Raw genomic sequence first — 22,950 nt, 5'->3', positions numbered from 1 at the left:
GATTAGATGTTAAATGTACCGTGAAACTCTTGGAAATACAATGCTGGAAAAATATAATGATATTGGTATATTACAGGAGAAGGTGCAATTGTAGGAGTAAAGGGGGTATGCCCAGGTTGCATACCATATTGACCATATGAAGGATGGTGAAGTAAATGTTGCCAAGTCGAAGTTGGAGCTACAACAATCCTCATCGGGAAAGGATTCATAATATAATCACTCCTAAAGTAGTATTCATGTAATAGGGTATGCACTTACTGAATATAGATGTGCATAATCTTGGTCTATAAACATAATAATCAACGGAAAGAAAATAGGGTTACTAATCTTATGATGTGTTCATTATGGGTGTTTTATTTTACTATGTAGATAGAACAAACATGTGTATAGCAATTATCGTAGGCGCTGCCGTAATCTGGGTGGCGTCTTATTTGCTGTTAAGGAAAGATAAGGCGTGAGATAGACTGGCAAATTGAAATATTATTTGTTTGAAACATAGACTAGTAAACAAACTATTTCTACCTTTTAATCATAGAATATGATGAATTCTATTTTAGAGGAGGGAATCATATCTATGGGATGGGATAATAATTTTGGACATTCTCGAGATTGTAATAGATTTTGGGATGATTTAGTATTTTGCGGATGCGGTCGTAGACGTAGAAGAAACGATTTTAACGACTGTCATTGTAGACGCGACTGTGACTGTGATGAGTGTCGTCGCAGACGCAATCATGACCACGATCGTGATCATAATCATGATCATGGTGATCATCGAGATTGGTAAAGTCTTTTGAAAGAGTGCATATCTTAATCGCACTCTTTTTTATTATGTTTTTATTAGTACTTATTAATTCGAAGAATACAGTTTCAATTTGAATAAATATCTAACAAAACAAACGAACATAATGAACGTTATTAACGTCCTGATTAGGTCTACCCTACGCGGATATGAAAGAGCAAACGAATTTATCATACTTTTCAACGTCATGAGAGAGCGAAAGAAAAAGAGATTATGTAGGAGGGGAAAGGTATGGGAGAATTGCAATTCATTAGTTTAAAATCGTTTCGCAACAACATTAAAACACATCAAAGTGGAGTATACTTGCTAAATGATAAAAACGGTCGAGTTATTTATGTAGGGCAAGCTGTAGATTTGAGAAGACGTATAAATGCTCATTTTAACGGAGAAACAAATACAAATGATTTCTGTTATTTGTTCGAAAAAGTAGCGTATATACTTGAGGAAAGTTCAATAAAGCGTTCTTTGTTAGAAATGGAAATGATGTTAAAATACAAGACTGTGTTTAATAAAGAGGTGCAAGAAGAATATCCCGATTTATATAATGAGTACATCCAAGAAAACTGTAACGTATACAAACAATTTGATACCATTCAAGACTCGATTCGTAAGTCAGATAAAGAACAACAAAAAACAGAAGCCCTTAAAAGAGAGAAGTTACGCAAAGATTTAATAAATATGGTTGGTGGGAAAGCTGTATTTTATGATATTATCTCGTATTTAGATAATGGATATAACCCACATTTCTTAGCTTCTTCATTCAATATAAGTAGTGATACTATTAAAGAAATACAAAAGATAAGAAAGTATCTACGTATACCGAAAACGCATAAAAGAACAGTGAAGCATGTAGATTTAATTCATGCTGTTACTGGAAAAGAAGGTATAAAAAACGAACGATTAAATCATTTACTTTAAAGTAGCCTAACAGCTGCTTTTTTATTTTACAAAAAAGAACCTACAAACTTGCAGAATATTCTGATAATTATTTATAGAGCAAGACCCGAAAATATAATACAATAATTCGAAAATGAGTTCAAGTAAATAAAAAGAACCCGCTGGAGTTCGGGTCCTTTCAGAAGTGATGATGTATTCTCTGCTTGGGAACTGAGAAAAACACAAAAATATAATACATCGAGTTTTAGAGAATTTCAATATTAAATTAAATATTATCGTGGGGGGAGTTATATCATTTGATGAAGAAACCAAGGTAGTGATAAAGCATATGAATTTTAAAAAAATGAGCGGGATATCTTAAGAAAACATAAAATTATTGAAATTTTTGTATGAATTCATTAATATAAATATATATTTAATGTTTAATTGATTCCGTTTATTCCCACACCTTATTGTGTTGTGGTTGAGTTGTAGAAGCAAGTTGCGTCTTGTTTCATTTATGAAAGGGCTTCTTTGAGCCGATTAGTGCATATATAGCTTTTTTTGCTATGCACATTTTTAATCGACTTGAAGAAGCCCTTTTTGTATTGTCTTCAAGTTAGGAATCATTTGTAAAAAGGTCTTTAGATTTAGGTATACAAATAAAAAAGGGGGAATCTATTTGTATCATGCCTATTTCAATAGATGTATACGAGATTTCCTTTTTTATTGGAGAGATGCTTTAGAGGGAAAAGTTATCGTTTTACTGCAATCCGTGATTTTCTAGAAATGGAAGCCGATTCTACACAGCTATCATGTAAAAACTGCAGATGTGGATTGTCTTTTTAAGAAAGATGATCTTGCAATGATTGTGCATCATGATGGAGTGTTAGAAGTGGTTAAGCGTGCAGAAAAAAGTAAACTTTCTAAAGGTAGATTGAAAAAGATAGAGTTTGTAATTCTATCTTTTTCTTATATTCAATTACTACAGAGGATTTAAGTTAACTAAAAGAAAGGTAGAAGAGAATATGAATCCATCTATGAAAAAAAATCTAGTAAATTTACGAGTTGATTTTGCTTTCAAGCGCTTGTTTGGGGTAGAAGGAAACGAGGATATACTCATTGGTTTTCTTAATGCGGTATTACAATCCTCTTTAGATGAGGAAATTATTTCTTTGCATTTAGATGATCCACATCTTTCAAGGGAACAAAAGGATGATAAATTGTCTATTTTAGATTTGCGAGTGACCCTTAATAGTGGTATAAAATTAAATATAGAGATACAGGTTCGCGACAAAAAAGACATGATCGAGCGATCTTTGTTCTACTGGGCTGGCATGTATTATTCTCAAATGACTCAGGGGATGAAGTATACAGAATTAAGACCAACTATTTGTATTAATATAGTGGATTTCATTCTGTTTTCAGGAGAAGAGAACTTTCATAATGTCGGTGTAGTCATGAACAAAAAATCGGAGCACATAATTTCAGAGAATATGCAATTGCATTTTCTTGAGATTCCAAAGGTTATTCGAGAATGGCAAGAAGATCGAATGGATCCATGGGAGGATATATTAGCGCGTTGGCTATTATTATTTCCTGCATATGAAGATGAGAAATTAACTACAATCCTGGAGGGAATCGCGATGGAAAAAGATCCAGTTTTGAAAAAGGCAATGGAGGATTGGGAGCGTTTAAGTAGCGATAAAGACTTTTTACGCTTATATGAGGCGAGAGAGAAGGCAATAAAAGATAGAATATCAGAAATAGAGACGGCAGAAGAAAAAGCTGCAAAAGAAGCTAGAATAGAAATGATTCACAATTTAATTAAAGTAGGTGTACCTATAGAGAAGATAGCGGAAGCCACTGAATTAAGTGTGGAAAAGGTTAATGAAATTTTAAGAAACAAAGAGTAGATAGAAGTAGTGAAAAACAGGTAATTGTGATTACGAACAATTACCTGTTTTTTATTCTTTTTGTTTGATGCCCAGTTTTTGATTACAACTATATTTGTTCTTGTTTTAGAGTTCCCTCTAATTCATAAAGAAATTTATTATGTTGTTATTATATAAGAAAAGAAGGCATCGATTAAGATGTCTTCTTTTACTTGTACATTTGGTGTCAAGAAGGTATTGTATTGCTTAAAAACCATAAAAAAATATAACAATCATCGAGTAAGTCTATTATAGCATCAATAAATAAAGTTTTATATGATATATTGCATATATATAGATTTATTTATATTTTATCTATATAATTAAATTGTCTGTTTCTTGTTTTAATTCGTTTGTTTATTTTATTTTGGAGCGCTCCAGCAATGGAGCCTTTTTTTATGTAATAAAACATTTCCTTTGGATTACTTAGTTGATCTATATTAACTTTATCTTCTTAAACAATATCTATATTTTACCAAATCTTGATATGGATAACCAGTTTTTTCTAATAATCTAATGGATTGATAATTTTACTGTTATTTGTTAATCCTTATAGGGAAATTTATCATGCAATGAAGATTGAGAAATCAATAATTATAAAAAACTTATAGTATCTTTTGGGAAAAAATATTTATAATTTATATATTAATATGTTATAATTTTATCTCTAAAACTACCCAAAAAGGACTGCCAGTAATGGTGGTCTTTTTTATATTGGTGAGATTGTACTAGTATGATAGAAGAGGATTAACGGTATATTGTGAGGGTGATTGGTTATCCCTTCTTTCCATTTGGAAGGAAAGGGGGGTGATATACCTATGGGGTTTTTGTTTAAGCTTCTAAAAGAATTTGTGAAAGCCATTGTACGTGAAGTTTCTGCGTATGTTTTTAGGAAACAAATTTTAGAAAAAGATAACAAAAAACCCACTCCTCGTCGCCGTCCAAAGCAAAAGGGTGGGTTTCGTAAAAAATAAATGATATAACCACCACCCTGACGGTAGCAGTTATTAGAAGAAATGTTAGCGCATCTCTTCTTTTATTATATACACAAGCAATTACTGTAATACTACTACAGTAATTGTATCATACGTACATAGAAAATCAATGAGCACGTAATAGATATAATGTACAAAAGAAAAGACAACCAAATGTGCCTTCCTTCAACTTGAATCACTTTAATTCTAAGAATATGTATTGGACTCCCATTCAAGTATCATTTTTCTCAATGAATAATTGGTATATTTTAGGTTGTTTTTTACTATTTTTATGTTAAGATATTTTGGTTGATATTCATCTTATTTTAGGAGGTTGGAAGATCTGTTACATGCTTTTCATATGGATTTTAGTTTCTATACAGAAAATATAAAAGTTTTAGGGTTATTAGGGAATTCTACTCGATTATCAATTGTTTGTAAATTGATTACATATGGATCGTTGTCGGTTTCTGATTTAAGTAAGCAAACAAGAATTACAGAGGATTTAATTGTACAACATTTGCGTAAATTAGCCTTTGGAAATACTGTAATTAGTGAACGTATAGGGAAAAGGCTTTATTTTAAAATAAAAGATAATAAAACAATTGAGATTATTAGGGTATTAGGGTTACAAAGTTAAATTTAATTACTTTCGCTACAAGTGATTTTGCTATAACTTAATTGTGCAAAATCATTTGTAGCCCAACTACGGAAATAGGTATTCCTTTTGGGGATACACCAAAATCCCTGTATCAACTTTCACTTAAAAACACAGGAATACGCTTTCAATTTTCTTACAATTCTGTATAAATATTTATAATCGCGGAAATAGTTTGAAAATTTTGGATTGATATGTAAAGATTAGAGAGGTAATTTACAAAATCGAAAGGGGATTTGATATGAATACAAAGTATGTTATTAACCCAAAATGTTTTCGGTTTAAAGTATTAAGTTTAGTTGCAGTTTTAATGATTACTATTTGTACATTTTTTGTAAGTGGAAATACAACCACTTTAGCTGCTACATCTGTACCTGTATATTTAAGTGATACGTTGACTCCGATTTCTGTTGTAGGAGATATAGAGAAAATAAATCCTAATTATTCTTCGTATAATAAAAACCAATCATTTTATAAAACGAAGTTATCTATTAATGGTGTGCAATATGACAAAGGAATTGGCTCACATGCAAATAGTACAATTAAGTATAATTTGAATGGACAGTATTCTAAATTTACAGTAGATGTTGGAATAGATGATCAAGTAGCAGCTGGTCATGGTTCTGTGAATTTTGTGATAATCGCTGATGGTAAAATTCTGTATATAAGTCCGGTTAAAAAATCTCACGATCCAGCTGAACATGTAGAAGTAAATATTGCAGGAAAAAATACACTTGAGTTAGTTTCCTATAATGCTAATGATAATATTGACAATGATCATGCTGACTGGGCGGATGCAAAATTATTTACTCAATGAGTACAATATATTACTAAACTATAATTTACTAAAAAAGTCGAGTTCCTAGCGTATAGGAAATCGGCTTTTTCTTTATAAAATTTTGCTTAGCGTACAAAATTCCCGAAATGTAGGTGCTACCCCATGCCCATCAACTTAAGAGTGTAAACAAACTGAACTTTCGTTCAGCAGGTTTAAAACATTCTTAAAATAGAAGTATATTCTTAAAAATGCACATACCAAATAAACCCTAACGGGTTTCACTTTTTTAATTATGCAATTTTCTTTTGTTTTCTCAATCCATTATACTCATACACAACACCCATAATATCAAAGACAGTCTTCTTCTCATATCTGTGAGATTTCCGTCCATTCTTCTGTAGAAGATGGAACAGGAGGATTAAAATCTTTGTTATTTCTTGGGTGCTTTGCTGTATAGCTTGATAAAGAATGTATAGATGGTCTTGAATCATTCCAATGGCTTTATATTCGCTTAATTCTCTTTTCTTTTTTTGTAAAATTAATTGTCGCATCTTAAACATAGTAGAAGAACATAAAAAAATGGCAATGAGTTTTCCATAAACATGGCATTCCAATCGCTCCTGTTTAATATTTTGCCAATGATGAATTTGAAATAAGGATTTCCAAGTTTTAAAGATTATTTCGACTTGCCAGCGGAGAGAGTAAAAATCATGGATTTGTTCCATAGGAATAACCTCCCAAGGTATATTAGTAACATATAGGTTCATGCCGGCCAATCGTTTACTTTTTTCCGAATATCTAATGCCTTTTTTATTTTCCGTATACACTTGTTTTTTCATACGCTCACGAAGTTGTTTTTCTGTTAATCGATACATAATTACCCGAGTAAACAGTTTTTTATCCTTTCCAATATAAGCATCTTTTATTTCATAGACCTGGCCTGGTTTTAGGGTATCCATAATGTGTTCTAAATCAACTTTGATGTACTGAGACTGTTTTTTTATTGTCCCATTTTGAAAGTATTCAGGAAATTCGTTTTTGATATACACCCTATTGTTTAATTTGAGCCGTGATATATAATACACACCACGTTGATCCATTTGATCTAAATCATCCAGTGAATAATAGCCTAAATCCCGAATACATAGATCACCAGGACGTAATGTCGATAAACACTCTGTTCCAAAGGTTTTATCATTATTTTTCCCCGGTTCAACTTGAAAGTTTAAAAACTGTCCACTATGTAAATCATATTCTAGTTGAATTTTTATACCCGCTGTTTGTGCACACCCTCCTGAACCTGGATAGACACTAGCTAAATGTTTCGGTACTTGGAAAATGGTTGCATCTAAAATACAAATTCGTTGAAAATAAGCGATTGAAGAGCTTAGAATCAGTGAGGTTTCACAAACTTTATTTTTTAATAATGCAGAGAAAACATGTTTTAAAAAGCAAACAGCTTTTTTATTGAACCGTTTATTTAGTCCTTCTGGACTAATAAGAGTTCCTGTAGCTGCATGTAGTTGACTACACAGTCTAACTAAAGAATCACTCGATATCCGTTGACTCACCCAAACACAGATAGCGGCTAAGTCATGTCCTGAAAATTTACGCTTTCGTTGAACAAAATCTAATTCTTTAGCAAGCTCTTCTAAAAATGAAGGGGTAAAATATTGATATAATTCCTCAGCAAATAATTGAAGTTCATCTTGAATCGAAAGATTCATAAAAAATGCCATCCTTTCTGTGTATTTCTACAAAAAGAATAACGATTTTTTCGCTATATGGATACAAATTTATCTTGACTTGATAGTGAAGTATGGTGCCCACTAATACCTTATATAAAGTATAATTAATTGTAAGACTATTTGTATTAGTTCTTCATTTCAATACAGATACCATTTAAAGGAGAGATAAAGCAATGAAACTCAGCAAATTACAAAAAGGGGATCTAATTGGAATCTATTCCCCTTCATCACCAGCAACTTATACAGCGCCTAAAAGATTTGATCGAGCAAAAAAATTTTTGATGAGCAAGGGATTTAATATAATAGAAGGAAATTTAACTGGGAAACATGATAACTACCGATCTGGAAGCATTAAAGAGAGAGCAGAAGAACTTAATAAATTAATAAGGAACCCTAACATCAAATGTATAATGTCAACCATTGGTGGAATGAACTCAAATTCAATATTACCTTATATTGATTATGAGGCATTTATAAAAAATCCTAAAATAATGATAGGTTATTCAGATGTTACTGCGATATTACTAGGAATATACGCAAAAACTGGGATAAATACATTTTATGGGCCTGCACTAATCCCTTCATTCGGTGAATTTGAGCCATTTGTTAATTTTACATACGAATATTTTAGCGACATGTTGGAAAAAACGCAGAAACTACCATATAATATTAAAAAACCACCCTACTGGACGGATGAATTTATCAATTGGGAAGAAAAAACTAGGGAAAAACAACGAACGGAAAATGATTGGATTTGCGTAAATAGTGGAAAAGCAACAGGTAGATTCATTGGAGGGAATTTAGATACTTTAACTGGCATTTGGGGTAGTGAATACATGCCTGAGATAAAAGAAGGAGATATCCTTTTTATCGAGGATACAACGAAAGATGCTGCTACTATTGAAAGAAGTTTTTCATTACTCAAAGTCAATGGAATATTTGATAAAATTTCTGGTTTAATCCTTGGAAAACATGAGCAATTTAACGATAATGGTACAAATAAAAAACCATATGAGATTCTATTAGAGGTTTTAAATGGTATAAACATACCCTTTATTGCAGAATTTGATTGCTGCCATACTCACCCGATGTTAACTGTCCCAATTGGTATTAAAATAGAGATGGATGCAACAAATAAAACAATAGCAATTCTTGAAGAATGGATAAATTAACCCCATTAAATACTAAAAGACTGATTAATCTAAACATGGATTAATCAGTCTTTTTAATATCCAAATTTGTTTGGCTTGTTTTTTTTCTAAAATGCTGGTGGTACTCCATGCCTATCAAGCTAAGGTTTTGTAGTATCCCCAAAAATGAAAATTTTCTTGCTCTGCAGTTAGTTATTTGGGAAATTCAGCTCTTTTTTCCCTTTTGGGGGTGTTTACTTTTCTTAAGTTGATGGGCATGAGGTGCTACCCCTATAGTAATGTTATATTTATTAGTAAATTAAATTATAAAAATAATTTGTTATACTTCCATGTACCCTAGCTGATATAATGTATAAGGAAATTATTGGTTAATTAAATGTACATATATATTAGGAGGTACACAAGTCATGGAGCTAATAATTTCTTCATTTGTATTAGTGGTAATATTCTTTATTCTTTCGATATCTTTAAGTGGGAGAGGTCAGCGAATAGCAAAAGAAGTTTTAAAAGAGCTTATTAATGGTCCTGAGGGAAAAATGTTGGTAGGTGCTGCTATGGGACTTGTAATTTCTGTTATAATCTTTGGTTATTTTTTTATGAATCTATAGATGTTCAATCAAGAAGAAAGTATTAGAGAAAACAAGATACTGAATAATATACATAAGAACCTAACCATTGGGTGGTGAGGTTTTTTTATGTACAAAAGAAAAGACACTCAAATAAGAGTGTCTTTTCCCATAGTTTTTAGCAGAAGCAAGAAGCTCCAACAATAATTAATAAAATAAATAATACAACTAATAAAGCAAATCCTCCTGCAAAGCCACAGCTGCCACCGCAGCTACCACCAAAGCCCATAATAATTCCTCCTTTAAAGAGTAGGAGAAAAATAAGGAGTCACTCATGTATTTTAATGGATTCAAATTACTTTATGTTTTTATGGATTAAATGAGCATGGCCTTTTGAAAATAAAAAAAAGACGCCATAAAGCGCCTCCCATTTGGGTAAATAAGAAGTAAGGTTTCTAAGATAACTGAAAAAATAGAACAGGTGCTTAGATTTTATCACGATTTTTTGCTGAATGAACATGCATTATTACATATCATCGCAAATCCCTCTATTTTCCATTTGATAAAGTATATTACCAATATTAACAAAATTTAAATAAATATTTCTACGAATTCAAAATATTTACAAAAATACAAAAGTGATACATTTAAGGTGCAAGTTATAAAAAATATTTAAGGGGGATTTATTATGTTTAAGAAATTAGTAGTTGGAGCATTAGCAGCTGGTATTGCAATTACAGGGGGAATTGGGTCTGCATCAGCTCACGGTCCTACATGTAATAATCCAGAAAAAAACATTTATTACGACGACCAACATGGAAAGTTTTACATGACTGTTTTTAGTTCTAAAAATGTATTTGCTAATGTATATAAATCAGGTGGAAAGGATTTTTATTTCAAAGGTTCTTCTAAAACAACTGATTGCGGTGGTGGTTATTATGCTCATTATGAATATAAAGGGAAATTGTGAAAATATAACGGTATAATATTTTATAACTCAAAAGCCCCATTATCAGGGGCTTTTGAGTTATATCTTGTCAGAATGAAAAAAGACACCCTAAGGTGCCTTCCTCCGACTTGAACCACTTTAATTTTAATAATATGTATTGGAATCCCATCCGAATATTATTTCACTATGTTAAGTAATTTTGGTCATTGAGTAATATTAGCGGTATCACATAATGATGTGATGACATCCTGATTTAGTTTTTTGATTATATAAAAGAGGAAATATTTAGAATAAACTTGATAAATATACCAATATTATCCATATAAAGAGATGGATATAATAATATTTAAATAAATACATAAAAAGGAGTGAAAACTTTGAAACATTTAACAAAATTAGTATTAGTATTAGGCTTAATATGTAGTGGATTTTTTATTACATCCAGTAAAACTGAAGCAGCAGAAGGAGGTTGGTATAAAGTAACAGCGGGAGGAACTAATTGTCAGGCCAGAGTTTCTACCGATCGCACCGAGTATGCAAAAACTCATAAAACGGTGAACGCTAAAATTGAAACGCGTGGAACATGTAGTAAATTATATTATGATATGGATCTTCCGTATGCTGGTTTAAATTCTGCTTCTCATGATATGACCAGTGGATATTTTTCTTCTAGTACACCACTAAAATCACTAAATATAGGTCACGCATGGAAGGATAGTAAGGAATATACATTTGTACATGTTCAACTTTTCAAAAATGCAGCACATACCGAACATGCCGGAGAATTACGTTCGTCAGAAATCATTATTCACCCTAGATAATTTATAAAAAGACGCTCACCACTAGTTTGTATCTCATATGGGGGGAAAAACAGAGTAGCATTTGATACTCTGTTTTTTTTATTAGGGGAACTTCCAGAATTTCAAAATACACGCTAAGCAAAAAAATTGAGATAAGCTGTCCATATGGACAGTTTATCTACATAATTATCGGTAGCGAAAAAAAAGCAACCATACCCTCGCAAGGGAACCCACTTTTTTTGTTCTATGAATCTATGCATTTTTTTATACATCCCTATTCTGGCGCAGCCTTAGGTTTCGCTTTTGTTATTAGATTTTCCGAAAAATTGTATGTGGCGTATCCCTTAATGAGCATAATCACGTTCTGATTTTAGAACGAGGTTTAAATAAAGTTATTTAATGTTTGATGTTTCCGTTTCTGAATATTCAAATATCATTTTATCAAGTTTAATAAACTAACATTATTTGTAAAATGTGTTAAGTTTGTTGTGTAAGATATAAAAATACTTGAGGGGGATGTTTAATATGAGAAAAATGAAAAGAATTAAAGGGTTAGCTTTAGCTTGTGCAATCGGTTTAAGTTCATTTAGTTTTATTGGCGTAACAAGCGCTAGTGCGGCAGAAAACACCAATTTCACATCAAATAAAGCAGCTAAGGGTCTTGCAGTCTGTAACGCAAAATATGAAAATACAAAAGTACGAACTGACGCAAGTACGAGTTCAAAAATAGCTTATAATGTTGCTAATGGAACTAGATTTACTGGTGAATGGGTAAAAGGACAAACTGTCGATGGAAATAATCAATGGTTAAAGTTTTACGACTCAAACTGGAAAACCTATTTATACGTTTCAAAATCAGTATGTAACTAAGTACAAAATATAAAAATACTTGAGGGGGGAATTTTGATGTTCAAGAAATTAGTAGTTGGGGCATTAGCAACTGGTATTATGTTATCTGGTGCAGGTGGAGCGATGGCTGCAACACCTAATACTGAAAGTCCAAAGCAAGAAAAGGTTACTATGGCAGTGCAACCGATTGAAAAGATTGGGATTTATAAACATGGATATGCTTCTAGAGAAGATATACCGAACGTAGTAAAAGACTCTAGTACCGGTATCACGTGGTACTTGAAAAACGCATATATAGGTTCGGGTGGTAGATGGACAGCTTATTTTGAAGGCTGGCGTGTGTAAGATATAAAAATACTTGAGGGGGAATTTTGATGTTCAAGAAATTAGTAGTTGGAGCATTAGCGACTGGTATTATGTTATCTGGTGCAGGTGGAGCGATGGCTGCAACACCTAATACTGAAAGTCCGAAGCAAGAAAAGGTTACTATGGCAGCGAAAAAGCTTGTGATGATGATACCAGGGTATCCTACTAGATATTCTATACCGGACAGCATTTATAAAAATCGTATTAATTGGACCTTGAAAGAAGCATGGCAAGAACCGGATGGTACATGGGTAGGTGCTTTTGAAGGTTGGGGTAATATTATTAAAAAGTAAATCTATTTATAATAAAAAGCTTCTTATAATGAGGCTTTTTATTTTTGTAAAAACATAAAGGGGTACCGCCAACATTTTAACGAAAATATACGCTAAGCAATTTTCGACATCAAAAAACGTTGATTTTACTACTCTAAGCAAAGCATTTAATCTCAATTCAAATTGTGTTATTGAGTTTTGAGAATCCCTTAGAGTATAAAATCGTTACCCCTATATAAAGGTCTTATCTTTTTTATAGGAAGATAAGTCTTCTTTATGTATAAAGAAAAGACACCCTAAGGTGCCTTCCTCCGACTTGAACCACTTTAATTTTATATAAATATACACGTATTACCCCTTTGTTATACGTGTAAACACATCCTATAAAACAGAATCGTCTATATACACCAGATTGTTAGTTCACAAAGTACAAGAGATTTGAGATCAGTATTAGAGTGACGCCACACCTTTTATAATTATCGATATGTTACGCCTTTCAAAAGAATCTGCTTTATAGAATGTATCTACAATTTATATTTTACTATATGTAATATTTATTTGATGTAATTTTTATGAATATGTATAATTGCATAAAGTTTATGAAAAAATGAGAGTATAATTTGGTATTGTGTAATAAAGATAAAACCCACCTACGGAAATAGGTGGGTTTTATCTTTATAGCTCTTAAATTGAGAAAAAAGAAAAGACACCCAAATAAGAGTGTCTTTTCCCATAGTTTTTAGCAGAAGCAACTGCATCCGATAATGATTAATAGTATAAAGAGTACAACTAGTAAAGCAAATCCTCCAACAAAACCACAGCCTTCGCCGCAACTACCACCATATCCCATAATAATAGTGCCTCCTTTAGATCAGAGGGTAAAACTAGGGTTCACTTCATGGATTTTAATGGGTTCACTTTACCCTATATATTTACGAATGAATTGAGCAGGTCCTTTTGAAATTAAGGGAAAGACAATATAGGTTGCTCTAGCCGAATATTAATAAATAACATATTTCTTAAAAACAAATTATTTAATTATATAAATAATATAACTATTTAATATAATGTATTAATCCTACCAGAAGGGAGGAATAACCATGTAATTAGTTTGTTTTAAATTAGTAAGTGGACAATACTTCTTAGTTGTAGAAGGTATTAAGATTCCTATTCCAACGTTTGCTGCAGCTTTATTAATAGGTTTAGGAGTAATCCCGCTTTGTTCTTAATTTAAGGAATTTCAACATTCCTATCTTTCAATCGATAAGCCCTCAAGTGTATGAATGTTGGGGTTTATTATAATAAAAAAAAGACGCCATAAAGCGCCTCCCATTTGGGTAAATAAGAAGTAAGGTTTCTAAGATAACTGAAAAAATAGAACAGGTTCTTAGATTTTATCACGATTTTTTATTGAATGAACATGCATTATTACATATCACAATAAATCCCTCTATTTTCCATTTGATAAAATTAATTACAAATATTTACAAAATTTAAATAAATATTTCACAAATTCATAATATTTACAAAAATTACAAAAGTGATACATTTAAGGTGCAAGTTATAAAAAATATTTAAGGGGGATTTATTATGTTTAAGAAATTAGTAGTTGGAGCATTAGCAGCTGGTATCGCATTAACAGGAGGTGTGGCTGCGTCAGCAAGTACAGAGAATACAGCAAGTGCACTATCTACGCAATGCAAAAATACGCCAGCTCAAGAAACTCAGAAAGGCAGTGGTATATACTATAAATATGAATGTAAGAGCCAAAACGCATTTGCAAATTCCTATACTGATAATCAAGGGATTACATGGTACCTTAAAGGTATCCAAGTAGTAGGCGGAAAATATGAAGCTTATTATGAAGGAAGAAAATATTAAAATATTTACTGAAAAGCCTCCAATAATGAGGCTTTTCTATTTTTTAGAATCATTCGTAACTGTTTATTACCTTGCTTATAGATGTAAATTTGAGTCCCACCAACTCCCACTTGTGCATCCGAGGGTAATGGAAGAATACTGTCATACTTCTTGAACTACTCACCACTTAACGTCCTTACGGACTTTTTGAAGTGGGAGATTCCTGCGAACACCGATGTATCCACCAGTTATCTTAGCAGGCTCAGCCCGTAGTCCCTACGGTGAAAACAGAAGTATCTTGTACGTTGACTCATCAGGCTACCTACTTTAGCTTGGTTTTCGCAACTTCGGCAAACGTGGGATGGTAGAACGTTGAAGATTTTACGATTGCAACGTTTTTCTGCAACCAACCTTATATCTTCAGTTTTCAAAGAGTGATCTGTACAAGTATAAGTATATAATAGCAAACATGCTGGCTTACGCCAACCGACATTCATCTCCCACCTATTTGCTGGTGCTATCTCACCTTCACACAAATTGAGGAGGGAGCCTTCTGTCGTAAAACGATAAAGATGCTCAGGATTCCATTGTATGTATGTCTTTTAGATATGTGTAGGTTTAGACAAAACCGTTATCTTGTAGTAAGCAAAAAGAGCATACATGTAAGTATGCTCTTCGATAAGAAAGGTAGATCTCTATGAGCGGAGAGACTACATACAAAAGCATATGTTTGTTTCCTTTAAATGTGAAGAAAAAATCAACAAAAGGTCAACGTAAACTCAATAAAAATTCAACAAAAACGCTATTTTAAATAAAAGAACAGTTAGTGAGATCTAACTGCTCAGTTTTTTGAAAAATAAGAATTAGAATTTGTTTTTTTATGTTTTACATCAATTAACGAAATTGCATTAGAGAGGTTAATAAATTTTTATGGATACGCAATAATGTTTGAACATCGTCTTCTTGAAGCTGCTGTAATGCTAGGGACATCGCTTTGTAGGAAGTAGAGTTTTCAATGGATTTTTTCGATGCCTCTTGTCCTTTGGGTGTTACTTTTAATTTTATTTCTCTACGATCTTCATCTGATTGTTTTCGTTCGATGAACTCTAGACTAACTAAATCATCTACATTTACACTCACTGTACTTTTAGGAACTGAAAGACGTTTTGAAATCTCTTTCAGAGTAATATTAGGGATTGTATAAATTGTATTTAAAATACCCATTTGTTGTACTGTTAGCCCTATACTGGAGGCATTTTGATGTGTGAACTTTATAATTTCTTTGTTAATGGATACAAATGACTGAACAACTTCTCCAGCTAGTTTGAAATTGTTGTCTTTTAAACTCATGATACTCAATTCCTTTCTTTTTTAATTTAGCTTAATATAGGATAGTTCAGTGTTGAACTATTTATTTATAAACTAATTCAGAAAAGAAAGCACCATATTGTATTGATAGAAAACTTAATGAAAATTTCATTTTGTATTAAGTTGGAATATAAAAAGAGCACTTAGTAAAGTGCTCTCGTGACGAGCCTCATTTTATAACGACTATTTTATAAAGAAAGGAACTCAGAATATTATATGTGCGCCAGTCAATTGAGTACCTTGTACAAATAAAGAGCAGCTAGCAAAAGCTAACTGCTCAGGTAATGGGATATGGTTCGAAATGGGTTGTCTACAGTATTGACGGAATATTGGTTTTTATTCGTGAAGAATTACGTTAAACTTAATGCATAGCCAACGGTCAAAGTTAGTGTTAAAAACACTGATAATAAAAGTGTTGGTAGAACGGTTGCTATGCTTCTAAGCATCGCAACCCAATTACTTATTTTAGAAAATCCTTACATGCCAGCAAAAAAGCACCTATTGTTAAAACTAGTAAAACAATAAAGGGTGGATAGGTAGCGAATTCATAATAAACATTTTAACGATTAGGCATATTTAAGAATTTCGAACATAAGATGGTAATGACACCGAGAAGAATTCATTGTGTTCGCTACTCGCGTTAATACGTTTCGAAAAGGCACCTATTTAGGTGCTTTTTGTTTGCATCTTTCGAGATGGATGGGCATATATTGGAATGTGTGGATGGAAACCACTTTATATATCAGAGCACCTATCAATTATGGTTGTTCTTTTTTTATGTAAAAATTTTATAATTTGTGTGAGAGTTGAAAAATAGTATATTATCTTTCTCAATGTACATATTAAGAAAAGTTTTTAATATCATACATAAAAGGCGGGATAATATGAGTGAAAATAAGAAAAATGAAGAATTGAATAAGATAAAGAAGTATTATTTTAATGAGGACAATCAACCAGTAGCTGGTATAGAGTTAATTTTGCCGCCGGATATAGGAATCATGTTAGACCCGAAATCAGTTAATGATGAAAGTAGAGATATTGATAATGAATAAGTTTAATTTAAGCATCCATTCGGGTGCTTTTTTCTTTGTTATATAGAAATTACACATTAATCCCCTTTAATACATGACTTAGGCATAGTTGGGAATGAGATATCATATAATGATACTGAACGGTTTCCAACATGTTCCCCTATATTTTTTAAAGCGAGAGCACTTATTGGGGGAGTGCTCTCTTTCGTTTGCACATAAGGAGGCTTTCATCATACAATATCGAGTCAATGCCAACCAACTTATTCCTTTTCCGAGAGCTATATATATTCCGCTATTAAGCTCTTTTAGGTTGTGTCATTAGAACGGGCAAGGCATTGTCGTATATTTTATACTCAGAAGCTTAGGGCACTTTATAGTGTTCTTTTTTTTGAACAAAATGGACATTTGAATAGAAAACATATCCTTAAAATAACCTTAATTTAACTATGGATTTAATAATACCCGAAAACTAAATGGTATAATTTTCTAAAGAAACTCAAATAAAGTTTATTTTAGAAAAGGGGTAGAGAGAAAATGTTTCAGAAGCTTAAATTTTATTTAATGAGCATATTAATTAGTGCATTTTTAGGTGGGATTATCATAGGTGCTAATTTCTTGGTCCATAACATATATAATTTAGTTGCAGGTAAAGAATATCATTTTAATATGTGGTCTTCTATTATTATATTTAGTGTTGTATTTATTTCGGGTTTCTCGTACATGTTGAAGAAGGGACCAGATATACTTGTTAATGATTAAACCAATAGCAATTATCGTAGGCGCTGCCGTGATCTGGTTGGTGTCTTGTATGTTTTTAAGGAAAGATAAGGAGGTAGACTAGGAACTTGAAGAATAAATAAGAATATTATTAGTTTGAAACACAAAACATAGACTAGTAAATAAGCGATTACCCCATTTTATTCATAGAATATGATGAATAAAATGGGATAATCATATTTATGGGATGGAATAGTGATTTCTGAAATTTCTGAGATTGTGATGAGTGTCGTCACAGACGTAATCATGATGATTGTCGAGATTGGTAAAGTCTCTTGAAAGAGTGCATTTCTTCATAGCATTCTTACAGAAAGTCATATATTTATATTCATAACCAATTAACTGTAAGATAATGAATTTTATATTGTAACTAATTATTATTCTTGAATATATGTAAATAGCATTTTCTTATCTTGGGAATAGCTTCACATTCCTATCAAGCTAAAAAAAGTAAATACCCCAAATCGGAAAAAACGAGTTGAATTATCATAAATAACTGTAAAAAGAATAAGATTTTCGTTTTGGGGGTAATTCAAAATATTAGCTTGATGGGTATGGGGTAATATACCTATGGAGTTTTTGTCCGAGCTTCTAAAGGAATTTTTGAAAGTCATTGTACGTGAAGTTTCTGCGTATGTTTTTTAGGAAATAAATTTTAGAAAAAGATAACAAGAGCCTCACTCCTCGTCGCTGTCGGAAGCAAAAGGGTGGGTTTCGTAAAAAATAAATGATATAACCACCATCTTGACGGTAGCAATTACTAGAAGTGATGTTAGCGCATCTCTTCTTTTATTATATACATAAAGTATTGCTGTAATACTAATACAGTAATTATGTCAAATGTACATAAAAAATCAATGAGCACGTAATAGAAATAATGTAAAAAAGAAAAGACACTCAAAAGTGTTTTCTTACGACGTTAAATAATTTGGGTTATTGAGAAAGAATAAAAGCACTCTTTCGAGTGCCTTATTCCTAATCTACTTTTAACTTAATTTCTTTACCTGTCATACCGCCACTAGCTTTTAAGAAAAGGCCTTCAGCATCTTTTGGTATATCAAATACAATTTTACCTGTCTGTGTTAGACCAGGATTCAATTGTTTTAAGAAGAAGTCAGTTTTCCCACCATTAGCTAAGTCAAAAGATGTTTGACCTTGTGTTGAATATGTGAATTCACGACCTTTGTTATCTACTAATTTAAAACTATTAGCATCAACAGTAATAGCGTCTTTTTGATTATTAGTAAGTGTAACTTCTAAAATTTTAAAGACACCTTGTGCTTGTTCTTTTGTATATTCATTACCCACAGAATCTACTGTTTCCATAGATCCTACAGCGATTTTTACATCAGAAGATACACCTTCTTTTGATACTGCTTTAGTGTCTGTTGAAGTTTTTTCTGTTGAGTCTCCACCACCAGCGACCATAGCAATTATTCCGATTACAAATAAAGCTATAATGCCTAGGCATCCAAATTTAAATATTTTTCCCACGTTTGTTCCTCCAATTATGTAAAATATAAGATTGCCAAGCTAATAATAACAAACTATATATAAAGATATTGTCATATTATGTCGAAAGGAAATAAAAAAGATAGTTTAGAATTTTCAGGCTAAAATTCCGTCTTATGACCTATTGTTCCTCGCATATTGACAGTACTTCTTACTCATAAAAAAAGACACCCAAAGGTGCCTTCTTCCTACTTAAACAACTTTAATTTTTGGACTTTCATCCTTATCGAATGGAAAGTAGAGATGATTCAATTATGTACCGATCTGGAGCGTCTCCTATATAGTCAAAAGGATAACAAGTTGTTAATGTTAATGTTGGCTCACTTTTTTCTACAATAACTGTTCGATCTTCTGAATCTGTTATCCAATGCTTGTTAATTTTATATGTATATGTTTTATTTTCATATTCCACAATAAGTTGGTCATTTTCCTTTAGTTGACCAAGCTCGGTAAAAACAGTATCTCTATGTCCACTTAAAACTGTATGACCATTTCCAGATGGTGTAGTAGTTAAGTCACTAACAAACATACCTACACCCTTTTTTAGTACTTTATCATCAGCTCCCCAATATACAGAGTATTTCTTTTGTATTTTAGGGATAATTAAATACGCTACTTTATCTCCTAACTGATGGTTTACCTTTGAAGCTGGAATTTGTACAGATCCTTCAGGTTGTAATGAAGTTTCCGTCTCTGTCTCTGTTTGATTGATATTTTGCGTTTCATTTTCTTTAGAAGGTGTTGAGGGCTCATATTGTTTAGCCTCGTTAGTTGTTAACGACTCTGCTGATTGTCTAGCACTATACCATTCTAGAAAATAATAGGAAAAGATAGTAAGTCCAATAACAGTTAAACATAAGCCAATCCATTGTTTTTTATTCACTTTTATCACTCCATTTGAAAACGACAGGATTTCTCCTGCCGTTTTAAGGAACTATTTTATGCGTTTGTCTTTTTACGACGGAACATTAATACAGATCCAGCTAATGCTAATCCTAAGCTTGCTAACATCATTGTAACACCGTTTGATGCTGTATTAGGTAATTTTTCACCTTGTTTTTTCGTTTCTTTTTTCACAACTGTATTAGTATTTTTCTTTGTTTCTTTTGCAGTTGTTTGAGGCTTAGTTTGTTCTTGTTTATTATTTGTTGTTTGGTTATTTTGTTTTGAATTCTCTTGCTTAGTGTTTTCTTGTTTAACAGGTTCTTGTTTAGTATTTTCTTGTTTAGGTTGTTCTTGAGGTTTAGTAGTTTCTTTATTTTCTGTTGTAGTATTTGTGCTCTTTGGATATTTATAATCTTCACATGGAATGCCGTCTTTATCATTATCTAAACGGTGCGGATCATTTCCAACACCATATCCATTTTGATCCCAGAATGCTTGAGCATCTTGTTGACTTTTAAAATGGCCACAGTTTTTTGTATCATTTGGACTCTTAGCTGCAAATGCAGAAGAACTGTACCCCACTGTTAATAGTGTTACCGCTGTTGCTGAAGCTAATAATTTTTTCATAATTTTCTCCATCTCCCTAAATGGTATGTATTTACATTGAAATATTTTACATTCAAAAAATTAAAAATACAATAATAATTTGTAGATAAATGTAAGATTTCTAGATAATAATAGCAAATTATTAATTCGTATATTGTCATATTATGTCGAAGAAAAAAAAAAAAAAGACAACCTAAGGTACCTTCCTCTGACGTGAACCAGCTTAATATTAATAATATGTATTAGGACTCCTATCCGAATATTTTTTAACATGTTAAGATAAAAGGTGACATTAATTCTAGGATGATAACACCAGCTGAACGGAATGGAATAAGCCAGTCGGCCTTCTTCAAACAGGTCAAAAATGGTATGAATTCATATGAAACAGCAAAGAAGGGAAAAGTGTACGCAGTGCATTTGGAATTAGTGAGAAAGAAAGGCAGTAAGAACGTTACTTTTTACTCAAGGGTTAAAAGAGGAATGAAGATGCTACCTACTAGGAATAAAGCTCCAAGCAAAATTAAAGAATCAACTAAAACCAAGAACCGGTTTATCTGAGGCTTTCGGAATTTCTTTAGTATGCTAAAAACTGCACTCATTCCGAAACAAATATATTACAAAATCATTATTGTCTCTAATATATTGATAATTTAATTATATGCTGAAAAATATGTACATATAAATTTTAAAAAGTCCTTATTTGAATAAAAAATGGTCCTTACATTACGTAAGAACCCCATAATCGAAGAAAAAAGTCGTATGTGAAACCACGTGGGAATCACAATAATATTTTAACACCTAAATATATAGTTGTCTATACATGATTGAACAAAATAGTTATTAAAACGAAGAAGCTCTAGATTTAGGGATCTAGAGCTTCTTGTGTTGGTATAACCCACACGGTTTATGAAAAGAAAAGAACTTACTGAAGATAACACATGAATGTTTCATAAATGTATCAAAAAAGTGAACAAAATAGTTATTTTATGTAGTTGATTAGGTAAGATGAGGAAAACGTCCATAACGGTTGCTTTTTTCCTAGTTATATAGAAATGACACATTAAACTTATTTAATGAGCCATCTAGGTATAAAGATAATCGATAATCATACAATGATATGGAAGGGTCTTTTCTAACGTGTTAGTTACCTCAAAGTATATGTATCTTTTGGCGCCTGGGCGAGGGTGCTTTTTTTTTGCACATTATGATAAGGACAAGCATATAATGTAATAGGACGAGTTCTTCGTGTCCTATTCAATGCTCAGAATAAACCCCAATTCACATTGAGAGCGCCAATAGCGAGGGTGCTCTCTTTATATTGAAAATAAAACATAAATATATATATAATATGATTAATGGATTTTTATTTTAATCTGAGGTGTACAAATTCGATGCGACGTAAAAAGGATTTGTTGAAACAATGGAAGGTAGATTTGCAGGCTGTTCAAGAAGAAAAGAGGATGAAGAAAAAGACTAAGAATAAGAAATATAGCATCCCTGGTAATACAGCTGGATTCATGAATGGGAAGAATACTTATCGTAAAGAGAATGGGGTATGGAAGCAAAGAAATAAATGATGTTAGGTTAAATATTTTTGATTAAGTGTATAGGAATTATCGTGGGCGTTGCCATAATTGGGATGGCATCTTGTTTGCTGTTAAGGAAAGATAAGGCGTGAGATAGACTTGCAAATTGAAATATTATTAGTTTGAAACATGGACTAATAAACAAACTATTTCTACCTTCTAATCATAGAATATGATGAATTCTATTTTAGAGGAGGGAATCATATCTATGGGATGGGATAATAATTTTGGACATTCTCGAGATTGTAATAGATTTTGGGATGATTTAGTATTTTGCGGTTGCGGCCGTAGACGAAGAAGAAACGATTTTAACGACTGTCATTGTAGACGTGACTGCGATTGTGATGAGTGTCGTCGTAGACGTAATCATGACCGCGATCGTGAGCATGATCATGGTGACCATCGAGATTGGTAAAGTCTTTTGAAAGAGTGCATATTTTAATATCACTCTTTTTTATTATTTTTTTAACGAATTTCCGGAAAGAATTCTCCTTCCTCAAGCGTGTGAAGGGCGTAGCCCAACGGTAGGTGGGAGATGAATTTCGGTTTGGCGTAGCCAAAAGGTTTTCCTTTTTATTTTGCCTCTGATATAATCAGTCTTA

The 22,950-nt window shown here is 32.1% G+C and carries 26 protein-coding genes and 1 pseudogene; 19 read left to right on the top strand and 8 right to left on the bottom strand.

The features are described from left to right. Window positions 1-2: 2 nt before the first annotated feature. On the bottom strand, window positions 3-209 hold the full coding sequence (locus ACTJJY_RS23660) for a hypothetical protein (protein ID WP_088020019.1): 207 nt from the start codon (window positions 207-209) through the stop codon (window positions 3-5). A gap of 365 nt (window positions 210-574) precedes the next feature. Here ACTJJY_RS23660 and ACTJJY_RS23655 point away from each other — a divergent pair, with 365 nt between their 5' ends. From ACTJJY_RS23655 to ACTJJY_RS23625, 7 genes and pseudogenes are all read left to right on the top strand, one after another. Then, window positions 575-787, top strand: coding sequence for a hypothetical protein (locus tag ACTJJY_RS23655; RefSeq protein ID WP_088020017.1), 213 nt, complete (start codon window positions 575-577; stop codon window positions 785-787). Window positions 788-1,033: 246 nt separating this feature from the next. After that, window positions 1,034-1,720 (top strand): GIY-YIG nuclease family protein, encoded by a 687-nt coding sequence (locus ACTJJY_RS23650; RefSeq protein ID WP_088020015.1) that lies wholly within the window; start codon window positions 1,034-1,036, stop codon window positions 1,718-1,720. Window positions 1,721-2,330: 610 nt separating this feature from the next. After that, window positions 2,331-2,678, top strand: a pseudogene (locus tag ACTJJY_RS23645) (hypothetical protein); the annotation flags it as partial. A 28-nt stretch (window positions 2,679-2,706) separates the two neighbouring features. After that, a complete protein-coding gene (locus tag ACTJJY_RS23640; protein WP_440606699.1) occupies window positions 2,707-3,594 on the top strand; it encodes an Rpn family recombination-promoting nuclease/putative transposase in 888 nt (295 codons plus the stop codon). 836 nt (window positions 3,595-4,430) lie between these two features. Next, window positions 4,431-4,586, top strand: a complete 156-nt coding sequence (locus ACTJJY_RS23635) for a hypothetical protein (protein ID WP_440606698.1) — start codon at window positions 4,431-4,433, stop codon at window positions 4,584-4,586. Window positions 4,587-4,947: 361 nt separating this feature from the next. Further along, the gene (locus ACTJJY_RS23630) at window positions 4,948-5,226 is read left to right on the top strand and encodes an ArsR/SmtB family transcription factor (protein ID WP_440606718.1); all 279 of its coding nucleotides are present in this window, start codon (window positions 4,948-4,950) and stop codon (window positions 5,224-5,226) included. A 259-nt stretch (window positions 5,227-5,485) separates the two neighbouring features. Next, on the top strand, window positions 5,486-6,061 hold the full coding sequence (locus ACTJJY_RS23625; RefSeq protein WP_163092953.1) for an NPCBM/NEW2 domain-containing protein: 576 nt from the start codon (window positions 5,486-5,488) through the stop codon (window positions 6,059-6,061). A 251-nt stretch (window positions 6,062-6,312) separates the two neighbouring features. Here the strand turns inward: ACTJJY_RS23625 and ACTJJY_RS23620 are convergent, their stop codons facing one another. Further along, on the bottom strand, window positions 6,313-7,749 hold the full coding sequence (locus tag ACTJJY_RS23620) for an IS4 family transposase (RefSeq protein WP_440606697.1): 1,437 nt from the start codon (window positions 7,747-7,749) through the stop codon (window positions 6,313-6,315). Window positions 7,750-7,943: 194 nt separating this feature from the next. On the opposite strand from ACTJJY_RS23620, the gene ACTJJY_RS23615 reads away from it, so the two are divergent. Beyond that, entirely contained in the window at window positions 7,944-8,942 is a 999-nt protein-coding gene (locus ACTJJY_RS23615) for a S66 family peptidase (RefSeq protein WP_440606696.1), read from the top strand. A 386-nt stretch (window positions 8,943-9,328) separates the two neighbouring features. Next, window positions 9,329-9,529 carry a hypothetical protein gene (locus tag ACTJJY_RS23610; RefSeq protein WP_440606695.1) on the top strand — a complete coding sequence of 67 codons (201 nt, stop codon included), beginning with the start codon at window positions 9,329-9,331 and terminating at the stop codon, window positions 9,527-9,529. Between the two features lie 136 nt (window positions 9,530-9,665). Here ACTJJY_RS23610 and ACTJJY_RS23605 read toward each other — a convergent pair whose 3' ends face one another. Continuing rightward, complete coding sequence (locus tag ACTJJY_RS23605; protein ID WP_098346325.1) at window positions 9,666-9,776, bottom strand: YjcZ family sporulation protein; 111 nt, start codon at window positions 9,774-9,776, stop codon at window positions 9,666-9,668. A gap of 399 nt (window positions 9,777-10,175) precedes the next feature. On the opposite strand from ACTJJY_RS23605, the gene ACTJJY_RS23600 reads away from it, so the two are divergent. The 5 genes from ACTJJY_RS23600 (at window position 10,176) to ACTJJY_RS23580 (ending at window position 12,744) form a co-directional block, all read left to right on the top strand. Further along, window positions 10,176-10,457 (top strand): LCI fold-containing protein, encoded by a 282-nt coding sequence (locus ACTJJY_RS23600; RefSeq protein WP_440606694.1) that lies wholly within the window; start codon window positions 10,176-10,178, stop codon window positions 10,455-10,457. Window positions 10,458-10,813: 356 nt separating this feature from the next. After that, window positions 10,814-11,257: a hypothetical protein gene (locus ACTJJY_RS23595; protein WP_440606693.1), complete on the top strand. Its 444-nt coding sequence runs from the start codon at window positions 10,814-10,816 to the stop codon at window positions 11,255-11,257. A 504-nt stretch (window positions 11,258-11,761) separates the two neighbouring features. Then, window positions 11,762-12,106, top strand: a complete 345-nt coding sequence (locus ACTJJY_RS23590; protein WP_098005833.1) for a lysin — start codon at window positions 11,762-11,764, stop codon at window positions 12,104-12,106. A 36-nt stretch (window positions 12,107-12,142) separates the two neighbouring features. Further along, complete coding sequence (locus ACTJJY_RS23585) at window positions 12,143-12,430, top strand: LCI fold-containing protein (RefSeq protein ID WP_050845466.1); 288 nt, start codon at window positions 12,143-12,145, stop codon at window positions 12,428-12,430. 29 nt (window positions 12,431-12,459) lie between these two features. After that, window positions 12,460-12,744, top strand: a complete 285-nt coding sequence (locus tag ACTJJY_RS23580) for an LCI family antimicrobial peptide (protein ID WP_440606692.1) — start codon at window positions 12,460-12,462, stop codon at window positions 12,742-12,744. A gap of 718 nt (window positions 12,745-13,462) precedes the next feature. Here the strand turns inward: ACTJJY_RS23580 and ACTJJY_RS23575 are convergent. Beyond that, complete coding sequence (locus ACTJJY_RS23575) at window positions 13,463-13,573, bottom strand: YjcZ family sporulation protein (protein ID WP_088325598.1); 111 nt, start codon at window positions 13,571-13,573, stop codon at window positions 13,463-13,465. 740 nt (window positions 13,574-14,313) lie between these two features. On the opposite strand from ACTJJY_RS23575, the gene ACTJJY_RS23570 reads away from it, so the two are divergent. Then, on the top strand, window positions 14,314-14,604 hold the full coding sequence (locus ACTJJY_RS23570) for an LCI fold-containing protein (RefSeq protein ID WP_046956572.1): 291 nt from the start codon (window positions 14,314-14,316) through the stop codon (window positions 14,602-14,604). Window positions 14,605-15,477: 873 nt separating this feature from the next. Here ACTJJY_RS23570 and ACTJJY_RS23565 read toward each other — a convergent pair. Further along, window positions 15,478-15,933: a MarR family winged helix-turn-helix transcriptional regulator gene (locus ACTJJY_RS23565; protein ID WP_440606691.1), complete on the bottom strand. Its 456-nt coding sequence runs from the start codon at window positions 15,931-15,933 to the stop codon at window positions 15,478-15,480. A 902-nt stretch (window positions 15,934-16,835) separates the two neighbouring features. Between ACTJJY_RS23565 and ACTJJY_RS23560 the strand changes: the two genes are divergently transcribed. Together ACTJJY_RS23560 and ACTJJY_RS23555 are read left to right on the top strand one after the other, a co-directional pair. Then, the gene (locus tag ACTJJY_RS23560) at window positions 16,836-17,003 is read left to right on the top strand and encodes a hypothetical protein (protein ID WP_001293569.1); all 168 of its coding nucleotides are present in this window, start codon (window positions 16,836-16,838) and stop codon (window positions 17,001-17,003) included. Between the two features lie 513 nt (window positions 17,004-17,516). Next, a complete protein-coding gene (locus tag ACTJJY_RS23555) occupies window positions 17,517-17,741 on the top strand; it encodes a hypothetical protein (protein WP_017656451.1) in 225 nt (74 codons plus the stop codon). 993 nt (window positions 17,742-18,734) lie between these two features. On the opposite strand, the gene ACTJJY_RS23550 is transcribed toward ACTJJY_RS23555, so the two are convergent. The 3 genes from ACTJJY_RS23550 to ACTJJY_RS23540 all read right to left on the bottom strand — a co-directional run bounded on the left by ACTJJY_RS23550 (window position 18,735) and on the right by ACTJJY_RS23540 (window position 20,783). Beyond that, window positions 18,735-19,253, bottom strand: coding sequence for a DUF4352 domain-containing protein (locus ACTJJY_RS23550; protein ID WP_440606690.1), 519 nt, complete (start codon window positions 19,251-19,253; stop codon window positions 18,735-18,737). A 241-nt stretch (window positions 19,254-19,494) separates the two neighbouring features. Beyond that, window positions 19,495-20,154, bottom strand: coding sequence for a class D sortase (locus ACTJJY_RS23545; protein WP_440606689.1), 660 nt, complete (start codon window positions 20,152-20,154; stop codon window positions 19,495-19,497). Window positions 20,155-20,210: 56 nt separating this feature from the next. Next, the gene (locus ACTJJY_RS23540) at window positions 20,211-20,783 is read right to left on the bottom strand and encodes an excalibur calcium-binding domain-containing protein (RefSeq protein ID WP_000734538.1); all 573 of its coding nucleotides are present in this window, start codon (window positions 20,781-20,783) and stop codon (window positions 20,211-20,213) included. Window positions 20,784-22,153: 1,370 nt separating this feature from the next. On the opposite strand from ACTJJY_RS23540, the gene ACTJJY_RS23535 reads away from it, so the two are divergent. Beyond that, a complete protein-coding gene (locus ACTJJY_RS23535) occupies window positions 22,154-22,339 on the top strand; it encodes a hypothetical protein (protein ID WP_001253140.1) in 186 nt (61 codons plus the stop codon). Between the two features lie 217 nt (window positions 22,340-22,556). Then, complete coding sequence (locus ACTJJY_RS23530; protein ID WP_002164663.1) at window positions 22,557-22,763, top strand: hypothetical protein; 207 nt, start codon at window positions 22,557-22,559, stop codon at window positions 22,761-22,763. The last annotated feature ends 187 nt before the right edge of the window (window positions 22,764-22,950 follow it).

This window comes from Bacillus sp. 22475, assembly GCF_052044835.1.
Taxonomy (GTDB): domain Bacteria; phylum Bacillota; class Bacilli; order Bacillales; family Bacillaceae_G; genus Bacillus_A; species Bacillus_A cereus.
Note: the sequence above shows the minus strand (reverse complement) of the source record. Positions and strands in the feature narration are given on the sequence as shown.